This window comes from Undibacterium sp. Ji83W, from assembly GCF_049340385.1.
In the GTDB taxonomy this organism is placed as follows: Bacteria; Pseudomonadota; Gammaproteobacteria; order Burkholderiales; family Burkholderiaceae_D; genus Undibacterium.
In genome coordinates, this window is sequence record NZ_JBMPOZ010000013.1 from 160,751 (window position 1) to 174,243 (window position 13,493).

The 13,493-nt window shown below is 50.9% G+C and carries 14 protein-coding genes and 1 pseudogene; 7 read left to right on the forward strand and 8 right to left on the reverse strand.

What is annotated here, in order from left to right; translation table 11 throughout:
* Position 1: 1 nt before the first annotated feature.
* From ACO0LD_RS20745 to ACO0LD_RS20760, 4 genes are all read right to left on the reverse strand, one after another.
* Entirely contained in the window at positions 2-268 is a 267-nt protein-coding gene (locus tag ACO0LD_RS20745) for a DUF4212 domain-containing protein (RefSeq protein ID WP_423010075.1), read from the reverse strand.
* A complete protein-coding gene (locus tag ACO0LD_RS20750; RefSeq protein ID WP_423010076.1) occupies positions 265-1,809 on the reverse strand; it encodes a sensor histidine kinase N-terminal domain-containing protein in 1,545 nt (514 codons plus the stop codon). Before ACO0LD_RS20750 ends, ACO0LD_RS20745 begins: the two co-directional genes overlap by 4 nt.
* Positions 1,806-2,537, reverse strand: a complete 732-nt coding sequence (locus ACO0LD_RS20755; RefSeq protein WP_423010077.1) for a response regulator — start codon at positions 2,535-2,537, stop codon at positions 1,806-1,808. Before ACO0LD_RS20755 ends, ACO0LD_RS20750 begins: the two co-directional genes overlap by 4 nt.
* A 779-nt stretch (positions 2,538-3,316) precedes the next feature.
* Positions 3,317-4,957, reverse strand: coding sequence for a glycoside hydrolase 43 family protein (locus ACO0LD_RS20760; protein WP_423010078.1), 1,641 nt, complete (start codon positions 4,955-4,957; stop codon positions 3,317-3,319).
* Between the two features lie 231 nt (positions 4,958-5,188).
* On the opposite strand from ACO0LD_RS20760, the gene ACO0LD_RS20765 reads away from it, so the two are divergent.
* The 5 genes from ACO0LD_RS20765 (at position 5,189) to ACO0LD_RS20785 (ending at position 8,783) form a co-directional block, all read left to right on the forward strand.
* Complete coding sequence (locus ACO0LD_RS20765) at positions 5,189-5,563, forward strand: BlaI/MecI/CopY family transcriptional regulator (RefSeq protein ID WP_423010079.1); 375 nt, start codon at positions 5,189-5,191, stop codon at positions 5,561-5,563.
* The gene (locus tag ACO0LD_RS20770) at positions 5,556-6,839 is read left to right on the forward strand and encodes a M56 family metallopeptidase (RefSeq protein WP_423010080.1); all 1,284 of its coding nucleotides are present in this window, start codon (positions 5,556-5,558) and stop codon (positions 6,837-6,839) included. Before ACO0LD_RS20765 ends, ACO0LD_RS20770 begins: the two co-directional genes overlap by 8 nt.
* A 79-nt stretch (positions 6,840-6,918) precedes the next feature.
* Positions 6,919-7,416: a hypothetical protein gene (locus ACO0LD_RS20775; protein WP_423010081.1), complete on the forward strand. Its 498-nt coding sequence runs from the start codon at positions 6,919-6,921 to the stop codon at positions 7,414-7,416.
* A complete protein-coding gene (locus tag ACO0LD_RS20780) occupies positions 7,413-8,111 on the forward strand; it encodes a hypothetical protein (protein ID WP_423010082.1) in 699 nt (232 codons plus the stop codon). The genes ACO0LD_RS20775 and ACO0LD_RS20780 overlap by 4 nt, the downstream gene beginning before the upstream one ends.
* A gap of 6 nt (positions 8,112-8,117) precedes the next feature.
* Complete coding sequence (locus ACO0LD_RS20785; RefSeq protein ID WP_423010083.1) at positions 8,118-8,783, forward strand: YdcF family protein; 666 nt, start codon at positions 8,118-8,120, stop codon at positions 8,781-8,783.
* 27 nt (positions 8,784-8,810) lie between these two features.
* Here ACO0LD_RS20785 and ACO0LD_RS20790 read toward each other — a convergent pair whose 3' ends face one another.
* From ACO0LD_RS20790 to ACO0LD_RS20800, 3 genes are all read right to left on the reverse strand, one after another.
* Positions 8,811-9,257: an NIF family HAD-type phosphatase gene (locus ACO0LD_RS20790; RefSeq protein ID WP_423010084.1), complete on the reverse strand. Its 447-nt coding sequence runs from the start codon at positions 9,255-9,257 to the stop codon at positions 8,811-8,813.
* 142 nt (positions 9,258-9,399) lie between these two features.
* Positions 9,400-9,858 carry a hypothetical protein gene (locus ACO0LD_RS20795; RefSeq protein WP_423010085.1) on the reverse strand — a complete coding sequence of 153 codons (459 nt, stop codon included), beginning with the start codon at positions 9,856-9,858 and terminating at the stop codon, positions 9,400-9,402.
* 38 nt (positions 9,859-9,896) lie between these two features.
* The gene (locus ACO0LD_RS20800; RefSeq protein WP_423010086.1) at positions 9,897-10,490 is read right to left on the reverse strand and encodes a TetR/AcrR family transcriptional regulator; all 594 of its coding nucleotides are present in this window, start codon (positions 10,488-10,490) and stop codon (positions 9,897-9,899) included.
* Between the two features lie 107 nt (positions 10,491-10,597).
* On the opposite strand from ACO0LD_RS20800, the gene ACO0LD_RS20805 reads away from it, so the two are divergent.
* Entirely contained in the window at positions 10,598-11,620 is a 1,023-nt protein-coding gene (locus tag ACO0LD_RS20805) for a saccharopine dehydrogenase family protein (protein WP_423010087.1), read from the forward strand.
* 204 nt (positions 11,621-11,824) lie between these two features.
* Entirely contained in the window at positions 11,825-12,973 is a 1,149-nt protein-coding gene (locus ACO0LD_RS20810) for a hypothetical protein (RefSeq protein ID WP_423010088.1), read from the forward strand.
* A 412-nt stretch (positions 12,974-13,385) separates the two neighbouring features.
* Here ACO0LD_RS20810 and ACO0LD_RS20815 read toward each other — a convergent pair.
* Positions 13,386-13,493 (reverse strand): annotated as a pseudogene (locus ACO0LD_RS20815) (IS110 family transposase); the annotation flags it as partial.

Sequence of the window (13,493 nt, forward strand, 5' to 3'; positions counted from 1 at the left end):
ATCAGCTCCCTGTCTGCTTGCGGCTTATCCAGCGCATGCCTAAAGAATAGATGGCCAGTATCAGGACAAAGCTCAGCGTCAGGCCTTGCGCTGCCATGTAGAAAGAAAATGGCCAGCCAAAAAAAACCAGGGTCGACAATTCACGTGCAAAGAACAGCATACTGAAACACAGCGCACCCCAGCAACAGAGCAGGCTCACTGTCAGTCTTTTGGTATGACGCCAGTATTGTTTGCTGACACTGCCAGCCAACTCAGGTGCATTGTTCATGACAAATCCTCCATGGCAAGCTCATCAAAAGGATTTAGCTGGAAAGAAATGCGGAATACGCAGCCAGCATAAGCCGGGTCTTGCGGTTGTGGATTGTCGAGTATGTCTATCCTGGCGTCATGCTGGCTGGCGATTTCACGCACGATGGCCAGACCCAGGCCACTACCCTGCACATTAGTGCCCAGTATGCGGTAAAAGCGTTCAAACACGCGCTCTCTTTCTGCCTTTGGTATGCCGGGGCCATTGTCTTCCACTTCCAGTATTGCCAGTGCCTGGTCGTAGTCTATGCGCACTCGCACCGTCACGCTATGGTCTTGCGGGGTGTAGCGCAAGGCATTGTCGATCAGGTTGCTGAGCATTTCGCGCAGCATCAGCGGGCTGCCAAAAATCAGTACGGCATTTTTATCCTGCTCAAACCCCAGGTCTATTTTTTTACTGAAGGAAGCCTGTATCCAGTCTTGCATCACATTGCGTGCCAATATGTTCAAGTCTATCTGTTCACGTGGTTGATTGGCCGGTGCCAGGTTTTCTGCGCGGGCCAGTGTCAGCAACTGGTTGACCAGGTGCGTGGCTGCTTCTGAACTGGTGGCCAGTTGCGTCAATGATTGATGTATCTCTTTCTGGTCAGTCTGGCGCAAGGCCAGTTCTGACTGCATGCGCATACCAGCCAGGGGTGTCTTCATCTGGTGCGCAGCATCGGCGATAAAGCGTTTCTGGATGGCGATGGTTTGCGCCAGTCGCTCCAGCATTTCATTGAGTGATTTAACCAGGGGCGTGATTTCTTCCGGCACATGGCGCGAATCGATGGGGCTAAGATCATCTGGCCTGCGTGCGCGTATTCTTTGCTGCAGTTCCACCAATGGGGACAAGCCACGGGTCAGGGCAAACCAGACCAGTGCCAGGGCAATAGGCAAGATGATGAATTGGGGCAGGATCACACCCTTGATGATTTCATTCGCCAGCAGGGCGCGTTTTTCCAGCGTCTCGGCTACCTGCACCAGCGCCAGGTGCGGGTCTTGGTGCTGATATTTATCGGGGCTGCGCTTACCAGTTTTGTTGAGATCGATATAACTGTAGGCAATGCGTATGTCGATGCCACGCAAGACCGCATTTCTGAATTGCACGGTGCCGATTGGCGGCCTTTCTTCATCCACAGGCATGGGCAAATCACGGTCACCGTCTATCACCTGGTCCTTGCCTATTTTTATCTGGAAATAGATATTGTCGAGATCATCAGCACGCAAAATATCGCGTGCCGGGTTACTTAGCTGGGTGATGACTTTGCCGTCTACTTCTTTGACTTGCTGCGACAGCACCAGCACATTGTCTTCCAGTGCCCGGTCAAACGGCTGGTTGGCAATCGACTTGGCCACCAGATAAGTAATGGCAATGCTCATCGGCCATAAGAGCAAGAGTGGGGCAAGCATCCAGTCAAGGATCTCACCAAACAATGAGCGCTGAACTTTTTCTTCAGGCTGCTTGCCTGCCGTGCTGTCAGGCGCTGTTGCGTCGCTGTCGGCACTGCCTGGCTGTTGACTCATTTTTGTTCAGGGTTTGCGGGGTTTGCAGTCGTTGCCGCTGGCGCTACAGGTACCACTGGAACAAAGAATTTTTCCAGGCAATAACCCAGTCCGCGCACAGTAGCGATGCGCACACCATCAATTTCTATTTTTTTGCGCAAGCGGTGTACATACACTTCAATGGCATTGTTGCTGACTTCTTCACCCCATTCGCACAGGTGATCGACCAACTGTTCTTTCGATACCAGCCGCCCGGTACGCTGCAACAGTACTTCCAGCAAGCCCAGTTCACGTGCTGACAAATCCAGCATCTGTTCATGGATATAGGCGATGCGCCCGACCTGGTCATACGTCAGTGGCCCATGCTTGATCACTGTCGGCCCGCCACCAGCACCACGTCGTGTCAGCGCCCGCACACGCGCTTCCAGTTCGGACAGGGCAAAGGGTTTGGCCATGTAATCATCGGCTCCCAGATCCAGGCCCTTGACCCTTTGTTCGACAGAATCTGCCGCTGTCAAAATCAAGACCGGCAAACGCGAATTACGCGCCCGCAGGCGACGCAAGACTTCTGGCCCACTCAATTTGGGCAGGCCCAGGTCGAGGATCAGCAAATCAAAATCCTGGGTGGTCAGCGCAGTATCAGCCGCTTCCCCGTCATTGACACAGTCAGTGGCATAGCCGGATTGCCTGAGCGAACGGGTCAGACCGTCGGCCAGGACACTATCGTCTTCTGCTAGCAAAATACGCATGATGAATTCGTTTTACGGTGATTTGTCTCTGTTATCGGATGTCAGCATACAGGGAATTGACTTTACCCGACTGCATCTCTTTCTATTTTGGCACGCTGCTGAGATTTGCGCTGCATACAGGAGCAACTTTAACCCAATATCGGGGGTTTTCTGAAATTGGGCGGGGATATATTTGTGCCAGGACAAGGAATTGTCGTTGACGGGCATCAAGAGGGAGAGTTTGATACGTAGTTTTGTTGGCTGGCTGTCATCGGAGCCAGGCTTGTAAATTAATCCGTCATCTTGGTAACGTCATTCCTGCGTGCTTTTGGCAGGAGGCTACCGGGCTGGCGTTCTAGTGGCGCTGGTTGTTTTGCTGTACTTTGATTAAAACGATTGCGCTTCGTCGAACCAAGCCGGGTCTCGGCCCGGCAGCCGAAATACTTTCTTTGCGTCGCCAAAGAACGTATTCAAAGAAAGGCGACCCAGGCGTCGTCGCCCCTGCGGGGTTCCCGTTTGTGCAGTACAAAAAATGGGAAGGCCCGAAACTCGCCTGCGGCCTTGCTTTAGGAACATGCGCTTGCAAGCGCATGCCGTTACGCAGGCGTGCAGCATGCTGCACGAAACCCCTGCTACACCTCAAATAGCGGTCCTTCTTTTTCCATTTTCTGTACTGCACAAACGGCGTCGACACATGGGAATTGCAAAAGTCAAAAGCAACGGCAAAAACAACGGCAAAAACCCAAACCCAAACCCAAACCCAAACCCAAACCCAAACCGGGGCGTTTTGATTTTGGCGATTAATTATTTATCGTCACTCTGAAATAATCCACATCCACGTAATCATCCCCAACTGCAGATGGAGCACCTGACCGTACGCTGAACAAGCCCATCTGCGCGCCAACCCAGCGCCCCATGGTGGCGGTAAAGATGTCACCAATTACCGTGAAATGTCGATTATCCGTACTGTAATAGAAACGGGTTTTACCACCTGCCTGTACCACCATGCGCAAGTACACGATGCTGCTGTTCAATGGCAGGCTGGCACGGGTGATTTCTTCGCATTTCGATTCTGTCTTGTCGCAAGTGGACAAGAGCAATTGTTTTTCCTTGTCTTGCTGGCGTACACCCAGCCAGGCATAGTTAAAGCCATACATGACCAGGCCAGCGCTGCTGCCGTCTTTCAGATGACTGACATCCAGTTTGGTATCTACCGTGAATTGTTCGGCAGGCAGTTTTTGCAATAACAGCGAAGGCACATCCCACAGGTTTTTGCGTTCGGCATAGCTGGCGTCAGATTGTGTCAGCAGGCGCAGGTGCTGTGGCCTGGCTGTCAGTGAAAACCATGCAGGTTTCCAGTTGGCATTCCACTGCCATTGCAGGCCCAGTTTGTTGCTCTTGAATTCATCCGTGCTCGCTGGTTGTACTGATGGGAATTTGCCTGGTACTGGCATGGCGTGGCTGAGTACCGGTTCGCCTGTGCCAGCGTAGTTGGTATCGTCACCGATGACGGGCCAGCCATCTTTCCATTGCATGGGTTGCAGGTGCACGATACGGCCATAGGCGCGCTTGTCCTGGAAGTGATAAAACCAGTCTGTACCTTGCGGGGTCTGTACCCAGGCCCCCTGGTGCGGGCCATTGGTGGACGACTTGCCTTGCGCCATGACGATCTTGTCTTCATACGGGCCTTCGATATTGCGCGAACGGAATACCGATTGCCAGCCTTCTTCAACACCACCCGCAGGGGCGAATACATAGTAATAACCCTGATGTTTGTAGATCTTTGGTCCTTCCAGCGTCTTGTAGTTAGGCAGCTTGTTGCCATCGATGACGACCTTGCCTTCAGTATCCAGCAATTGCGTCGCCTCATTGTTCATGCGGCGCAGGCTCAGCACATTATTGATGCCGGCCCGGCTCTTGGCCCAGGCATGCAAGAGATAAGCCTTGCCATCATCATCCCACAATGGTGTAGGGTCAATGATGCCTTTGCCTGCCAGCAGCAAATGTGGCGCAGTCCATGGGCCGCTGAATTTTTCCGCAGTCATCACGTAGATGCCCTGATCCGGATCAGGATAAAAAATCCAGAAACGATTATCGTGATAGCGCAGGCAGGGTGCCCACACGCCCTTGCCGTGCTGTGGCCTGGCAAAATCCGCCAATGGTAATTGCTGGGGCAGGGCATGGCCTGTTAATTGCCAGTGCACCATGTCTGCTGATTCCAGCAGTGGCAGGCCAGGGGCGCTATTGAAGCTGGATGCCGTCATGTAATAGCGATTGCCAACGCGTATTACATCGGGATCTGAATAATCGGCATGAATGATGGGATTTTGGTATTGCGCCTTGCCACTGCCAGCATCAGCGGCGTGGGTGTGTGCACTCAGACTGGACAGCAACAGGCAGGCAGCTACTAGCTGGTTCATCATTCCTGGTATTCGCTTCATATACATCCCTAATCAGTGCTTGGTTGACCAGTGCAAAATTGGTAAGGCCAATTATGCAAGGCAATATCAAAGCATGCAAGCGCAGTTTTCAGGTGAATGATAAAAATCAAGCGCTTGCTCACGTAAAAATTACATGAATTATTTTGTTGACTTCATTGATTACGCATGTAATCATTCCTCATCGATTACATGTGTAAATGATTGAAGCTTAAATTATGTCTGGAGCCAATAATGAAAAACATCGCCATCAGCGAGGCAGAATCGCTAGTCATGGAAACCCTGTGGAAACAACATCCACAGGCAGCCGAAGAAGTCAGCGCTGCTCTGGCGCAGCAACAAGACTGGCAAGAAGCCACCGTCAAAACCCTGCTAAACCGTCTGCTCAAAAAGGGGGCAATAGCCGCCGAGAAGGATGGCAGGCGCTTTTTATATTCCCCCATACTCAAGCGCGAACAATGGCTGATGTCAGAGAGCAAGGGCTTTCTCGACCGCATGTTCAATGGCCGTATTGCACCGCTGGTAGCGCACTTCAGCGAACAAAAGAAATTATCCAAACAGGATATCGCTGAGCTGAAACGCCTGATCAAGGAGCTGGGTGATGAGTAATATTCTTTTGCAGACAGGCTTGCTGGTCTGCCTGGTCATCAGCAGCCTTATTGTTCTTATCCTGCTGATCAGGCAGCCCTTGCGCAAACTGGTGGGTGCCGGTATCGGCTATCAGCTTTGGGCCATCTTGCCATTGAGCTTGATTGCGATGTTTTTCCCGCATCATCAATATCTGGACATGACAGTAGATTTGAATACGCCTGTAAATCAACTCATTGGCGGTACAACTTTGCTGGAAATTCAGTCAGCCAGTGTTTGGCCAGTAATCCTTGTCAGTGCATGGCTGATCGGTAGCCTGGCCATGCTGGCACTGTTTGGGATGCAGCATCTGCATTTCTTGCGCAGGCTGGGCAAACTCACCAGGGCTGATGGCATATATCTGGCCAGCGATGTGGATACTGGACCTGCTTTGGCAGGCTGTTTCAGGCCAAAAATCATAGTGCCCGCTGATTTTTTTGAACGCTATAGCGCCGCAGAACAGGCACTTATCATTCTCCACGAACTGGTGCATAAACGCCGTGGCGATGTCATCGCCAATACCTTGTTCGCGCTGCTGCAATGCCTGTTCTGGTTTAACCCATTCGTGCATGTTGCCGCCAGATGTTTTCGTCTCGATCAGGAACTTGCCTGCGATGCCAGCGTGATTGCGCAAGAGCCGCAAGCCAGGCGCGTCTATGCTGAAGCCATGCTGAAGACACAGTTAAGTGTTACCCCCAGTGCCCTGGCCTGTCATTGGCCTTCCCGTCATCCCTTAAAGGAGAGAATCATGCAATTGCAACAGAATAGTCCCGGCAAATTGAAGCGTATCAGCGCCTATGTGGTATTGAGTTGCCTGTGTGGTGTAAGCGCCTATAGTGCATGGGCAGCAACACCTGTCAGTACCCTGACTATGGAAACAAAAGTGAAAGGCACCGAAGCTATTGAGGATGGAGTTAGTTCCGACAGGTACAAAGTTTCAATGACCGTCGACCTGGGTGGAGAAAAGACAAACCATGATTTAACTATTATCCCTGGTTACCCCACAAGTGTCGTCAGACGCCTGGATGGACAAGGCGGCATTTGGAATTTCACTTTCACGCTAGTTCCTGCACCTGCAGATCAGTACAAAGATGCTGTAACTATCGACATGGTAGTCAAGAAAGGTGATGAGGTGATAGCCAAACCCAAACTCGTCGCAGGCTTGAACCAGAAGGCAAGATTGCAAAAAGAGACGCCGGATAAACAGCAAGACTTTGATATTTCAATGACGACCAATTTGCTTAAAAAAGCGGAGTAAGTGAAACGGGCGATGGTCTCTGCCTGGCTATTCATTCTGTTAAAATTGTTGAATACATGTAGCAAAAACAGGAAAGAACATGGTCGTCAGGCAGGCAATCGCAGAAACCAGAGAGTATCAGGAGATCAGCAAAGTGTACGGTGATCGCCGTGCCGGACGCAGCCAGGAATTACTGATCAAGCATATCGATGACGGTCTGCAAATCATGATCCGTCTTAACGCCAGCCTGGATGCCTTGAAGGCATTTTGCATCCATCCTCTGTTCCAGGCAGATCAGGAGCTGGCTGTTTACGCACCCATGGCGTCAGCCTTTCAAGCAGAGGTGATGATGCTGGTCATGGAATATCGCCGTGCTGCCAACGCCTATTTATGCAAGCCACATACTGATGCATGGGACATGGCTGATCTTGCCTTGTATGTAGGCTGGATACTTCCTGAAGTGCGCAAGATGCTGATGGCCGACAAGCTGCAGAATCAGGTAGATTTCTTGATGCATCATGCTGATACACATCAGCGCAGGGCAGAGTTGAAACGTTATTTTGAACTCTGGATAAAGTATCTCAATGAGATGAAATGAATTCGCTTACCATGCATACCACCTGTATCAAACTGGCTGCCGCCTTGTTGATGTTATCTGCTTCCACCGCCATGGCTGCATCCGGCAAAGTCTGCACTGGCGATGCCGTCTTGCACAAGCTGGATGGTTACTGGAGTAGCAGTCATTTCCTGAAACTGTTGAAAATCCATGGTAATTGGACTGGTGCCATGACAGCCACCGACAGCCAGCAAGTTGCCCTGATCATCAAGGACGGCCTGATCAAACAAAACCTGGCATGGCATGAAGGTGACGAGACTGAATATTGCCTGCGTCAGCAAGGCGATAAAATCTGGCTACTGGCGGACGGCAAAAACAGGATGGAGCAAGGCCCGTATCAACGCCTGGGAAAACTTGATCGGAACGAGGCTGACCTGTATCTGGCGCGCATCATACAAGGCTGCTTTGCTAGCGAAGAAAAAGAGCAATGGTGCTTTCAAGGTGGCAAACTCAGCATAGATGGCAAACTGGCCAAAGCCAGTTTGTCACGCGATTTGTCTGAACTGGATTTGTATGGCACCCCGCTACGCGTTGAGGGGCGCAAGCTGCCATTCTGGTACCTGGTCAAGCGCGGTGATGCCTGGTTAATATTTGAAGACGATTATGCGAGTAATGAAAAACGTGTACCCGTCGATCCCAAGACCAGCAAGCCCTGGCGCGTGTTAAGAAAGCAGTAGGCCAGCGTGAAGCTTCATTTTTCTGACGTGCGACGCTACTTCCGCATTAAATATATTCTGCTGCTGGTATTGGCCATCTTGCTGGCAGGGTTTGTCTGGACCATGCTGAGCATCGCTTTATATCCAGCACTGCTCGACCAGAAAAATCCCAGGCCTGAAAAAATCAGGGCTGATGCAGCGATAGTTCTGGGAGCATCGGTCTGGAAAGACAAGCCATCGCCAGTATTTGCAGAACGCATCAAACATGGCATACGGTTATACAAAAATGGCCAGGTGGATTATCTCATCTTCACCGGCGGCTTGAGTGAGGGTGACATACTGTCAGAATCTGCCGCAGCCCGTCAGTATGCGCTTGGCCAGGGTATTCCCGCAGAAAAGATATTGATAGAAGAGGTATCAACAAATACCTATCAAAACCTGGTACAGGCTTGCAAGCTCATGCAGGCGCATCAACTCCACAAGGTAATGATAGTCAGTGATCCTTTGCACATGAAGCGGGCGATGACGATGGCCGATGAATTGCACATCAATGCCATTTCTGCCGCCACGCCGACCAGTCGCTATATCAGTTGGCGCGCAAAAGGACAGTCACTGTTGTATGAGAGCTTCTTTTATGTGAAGCATGAATTAGCTGGTGAAGCGAATATCCCGTGTAGATCTGATAAGTCCTAAAGAATAATGGTGGTGTTGAATGATTTGTTATATTGAGTCACTGATCAGCATTTCCAGTTTTTCCAGCATAGTAAATAAACCCCTATCGTCTTCAGAGTAGGGATAATCAAAATACTCTATCTGCATCCATTGCGTGGCCTGGCCAGGATGGACATAGATTTCAAAGTCATCAACCAGGATAATATCGCTGACTGCCGCATCAGGTACAAATTCCAGATTCTTGGTTTCGCCTTGCCAGTTCACATATTCGATACCGGCAAACCAGTCCGGTGCCATGCCTTCTTCCACCAGCAAGCGGGCGATTTGCCTGAATTTGTCTTCGCTTACTGTCGTGAACATGACCAGGCGCGGGAAAAGTACAGCGCAGCGTGTCAAGAATTCATGCAAGCCAGGGCGTGGAATCTGGCTCATGGCGTTGGAGATCAGGGTACCTTCAAGATCGAGTGCGAGTACGGTAGGCAGTATTTTTTTCATTTGATGCAAGATGATGGATGATGAGACAGTGAGATAATGAGTCAGCGTAATTTTTGTAGGGTGCGCCGTGCGCACCGTTGTATTAGTAGCTGTGGCCAACGATGCCCATTGATGGTGCGCATGGCGCACCCTACAGTATGCGTTATCCGAGTTTAAAAAAATCCTCAGTCTTATCTTCGCCAAATTCTGCCCAATACCAGCAAGCCATCAAGAAACTGCTGAGATGATGATCTTCTGCGTACCATGCCCCGTCATCATTATTTCTTTGCCAGACGATGGGATCATCTTGATCCAGGTCTTGCAGATGTATGCCCCAATCGACAACGCCCTGGTTTTCATGCATGAAGATCAGGTGTTCTTGCTCCACATATAAATCTCCGGGTAACAAGAGTTCGTTATATGCGGTGTTGATGGGGCTGGTGCCAGCGCAATGATAGTAGGCTATCAGAGCAAGTGGCAGCGGCTGCGCAACTGCCTGCAATTTGCTGGTTGCATCCGGCAGGGCTGACATTTCCAGCCCGGCGTTTTGCATCCAGTGCTGATAAAAATTCTGGTAAGTCTTTATCGCAGCTTGTGTGGGCGAATTGTGTGTCGGGTTCATGTCGTCTGCAATGCACATGTCCAGATATTTTCCAGGCTTTACGCTTTAGCCGCTGCAAGCAGTGCATGTGCCGTTACTGTCAATAGTGCCGTGGCTTCACCATCAAAAAACATCTGCGAGCTGACAAAGGCACCGTTGATCAGCACCGCCAATTGGCCAGCCAGCTCATCGGGGCGTTTTGCGTCCAGGCGCACGGCGATATCTTTGAGTCTGTGCCGCAGTTCATGTTTATGCTTGTATGCGACCTTGCGGGCAGGGTGATCCTGGTCAGGAAATTCAGCCGCGACATTGATTTGCGGGCAACCGCGGTAGTTGGGGCGTGCCACCCTTTCACCTATCCACTGGAAATGCGCATCAAGTTCGGCGGCAGCATCATCTGCATGGCGATTGTGAACATCCCCCCAGCATTGCCAGAAGTCTTCGTCTTCGCGCTGCAAAAAAGCGGCAATGAGATCATCTTTGGTACCGAAATGACGATAGATGCTGGTTTTTGCCACATCAGCTTGCTCAGCCACCAAATCCACGCCCACCGCTCTTACGCCCTGGCTATAGAAAAGCCGGGATGCTGTTTCAAGTATGCGCTCCTTTACCTCTGGGGTAGCAGATGCGTTAGCGGTCTTTGAAGTATTCATGGAAAAAAATTATAGCATAATTGCTTGACATGCTACAGACCTGTATGTATCTTATAAAACATACCGGTCTGTATCGTATTGATGTAATAATAAAATGGAGTCAAACTATGAATGCCTCGCTAAATAAAGTTGCTGTTTTTGGTGCCACCGGACATACAGGGCGCTTTGTGGTGGATGAACTTATACGACGCGGCATGGTGCCAGTAGCCCTGGCCCGCGATAGCGGCAAGCTGGCTGCTGCTGGCTTTGTAGAGCGAGGCATCCAGACCAGGTGCGTTTCCATAGACAATAACGCAGCACTCGACCATGCCTTGCACGGTGTGGTCGCCCTGATCAATTGCGCTGGCCCCTTCCTGGAAACTGCCGACCAGCTTGCTGCAGCTGCTGTGCGCAATGGTGTGCATTATCTGGATGTCAGCGCAGAACAGATGAGCGCCCACGACACCTTGAATAAATTTGACAGCCCGGCACGCGAAGCGGGCGTGCTGATTCTCCCTGCCATGGGGTTTTACGGTGGTCTTGCTGACTTGCTGGCTACCGCTGTCATCGGCGAATGGGATGCTGTTGACGACATCCGCATAGGCATTGCACTGGATAGCTGGCATCCGACCGAGGGCACGCGCATCACGGGTGCGCGCAATACTGCGCATCGCCTGGTGGTCAGTGACGGCAAGCTGCTACCCATGACACTGCCTGCGGCTGAAATTGCCTGGGACTATGCTCAACCCTTCGGGCGTCTGGATGCCATTGAAGTGCCATTTTCAGAAGTGATTCTGATGACGCAGCATCTCAAGATAGTGCAATTGCATACCTATCTGAATCTTTCTGCCCTCAAGGACATACGAGACCCATTGACGCCGCCACCCGCAGCGGCTGACGAAAGCGGCAAGTCCGCCCAGGTTTTTCTGGTCGAGGTCATTGCAACTAAAGATGGAGTAACACGCAAGCTGGCAGCGCAGGGGCGTGATATCTATGGTTTTACTGCACCGCTGATATGCGAGGCAGTGCAGCGGATTTTGCAGGGTGAAGTGAAAGAGCGTAGTGGGGCGCATGCGCCAGGTGCGGTCTTTGATGCCCGCAGTTACCTGCGTGCGCTTGCGCCGGAACTTGTTTGTTCCTTTGAGACATGATTGATGCTTGAAGCTGTAACAAGTACACCGTTTATATAGCGCATCCGTCAAACCGGATGTGGCATGGTCTGCCTGTTTTTGGCATTACTATGACTGCAAAAATATCTTGAACTTAGAACAATTTATGCTTTATTATGCTTGAATACATAATTTATGTATCTGGACATAATAAAGCATAATAGAGAAAAATAAGGTCATCAGCCCATGAGTACTTCCTTTACTTTTCGCCGCCCTGAACTGGCGCAAGAGCTTTGCAACAGGTTGCAAGGCAAGGGTCTGAGCGATGCACGATCAGGCTTGTTCCTGGCTGCACCAAGGCGTGTTGGCAAGAGTACTTTCTTGCGGGAGGATCTGGTACCAGAGATCAGCCAGCGTGGCTGGCTACCCGTGTATGTGGACTTGTGGGCCAACAAAGAACGCGACCCGGCGCTGATCATTACCGAGGCCATCAAAAAACATCTGGCCGATACCATAGGTATCATCAGCAAGGCCGCCAAGGCTGTGGGCCTCTCCAAGGTCAATGTGCTGGGTACGCTGACAATAGATATCAGCCAGCCGGGTTTGCCAGACAATGTCACGCTGTCAGATGTGATTGCTGAACTCAGCCACCAGGTCAAAAAACCTATTGTGCTGATCGTTGATGAAGCCCAGCATGCACTGAGCACCCCAGCCGGCTTGAATGCCATGTTCGCACTCAAGTCTGCACGCGACACGCTTAACCTGAGTGCCGAGTTGCCTGCGCTGATGCTGGTATTCACTGGTTCCAACCGCGACAAGCTCGCTCACCTGGTGCTGAACCGCACCCAGCCTTTCTTTGGTTCCAGCATTACGGCTTTCCCCTTGCTCAACAAGTTATACACGGATGCCTTCACCAAATGGGCGAATGGCAACTTGGCCAGGGGCAACAAGCTGCGTGCAGAAAGTGTCTGGGCCGCATTTCAGTTGCTGGGACACAGACCAGAGATGCTGCGCGACCTGATCGCCCACATCGCCCTCGACGGCCAGGCACAAAGCCTGTCAGAGATACTGGAAGACGGCGCCCGCAAAATCAATAACCGCCTGTGGGAAGAATTCGCCAGCGAGTTCGACGCGCTGACAGCAATACAGAAAGCCGTGCTCAGCGTACTCATCAGCAAAGGCGAGCATTGGATACCATTTTCTGATGAATCCATGGCAGCGTACATGGACATCACGGAAACCAAAAAGCTATCAAAAGCGACAGTGCAAACTGCCATCGATGGCTTGCGTGAAAAGAACCTGGTCTGGAAAGAGTCTCGTGGTATCTATGCACTCGAAGACCAGGGTTTTGCTGAGTGGTTCAGGCATAACAGGCTGGCTGCAGCAGGTGAGTAAGGCTCATGAATCAATCAAAAATGAAAATTTCTACTGAAGCTTATGGTTTGCTAGTGTTAAAGAGAGCAATGCCAGTGATGCTTATTTCAACGGTCATATTTTTACTGAGCTTAACAGTAGCCCGCATTCCCATCTACTTTGCAGCGGTGGCGATCTGCGTCGGCGTGATTTATTTTTGGACGATGCGGCGCTTTATCGCTGCAGGGAGTGATTTTCGCAAATATGCCGACATGCTGGTCATCATCTCAGGGGTGTTGCTGGCTGTAGCGCAATCCGGGCAAATGCAACTGTTTTCCGAGCTGGCTTGGTTGATTCAATATTATTGCCTGTTATTCTTTTCGATTTTTTTCCTGTGCATATTAACTGCCAAGGAAATACGGCGAGTCAGTATGCGTAGATACTGTTATTCCTGTCAAGCCAAATGCAAGCTAGCATCGAATGGTTTTCCGGATTTCAATACACCCAAAGCGACATGGACTAGTTTTCTCATCATAGCGCCGATAATGAGCATTGCAGGTTT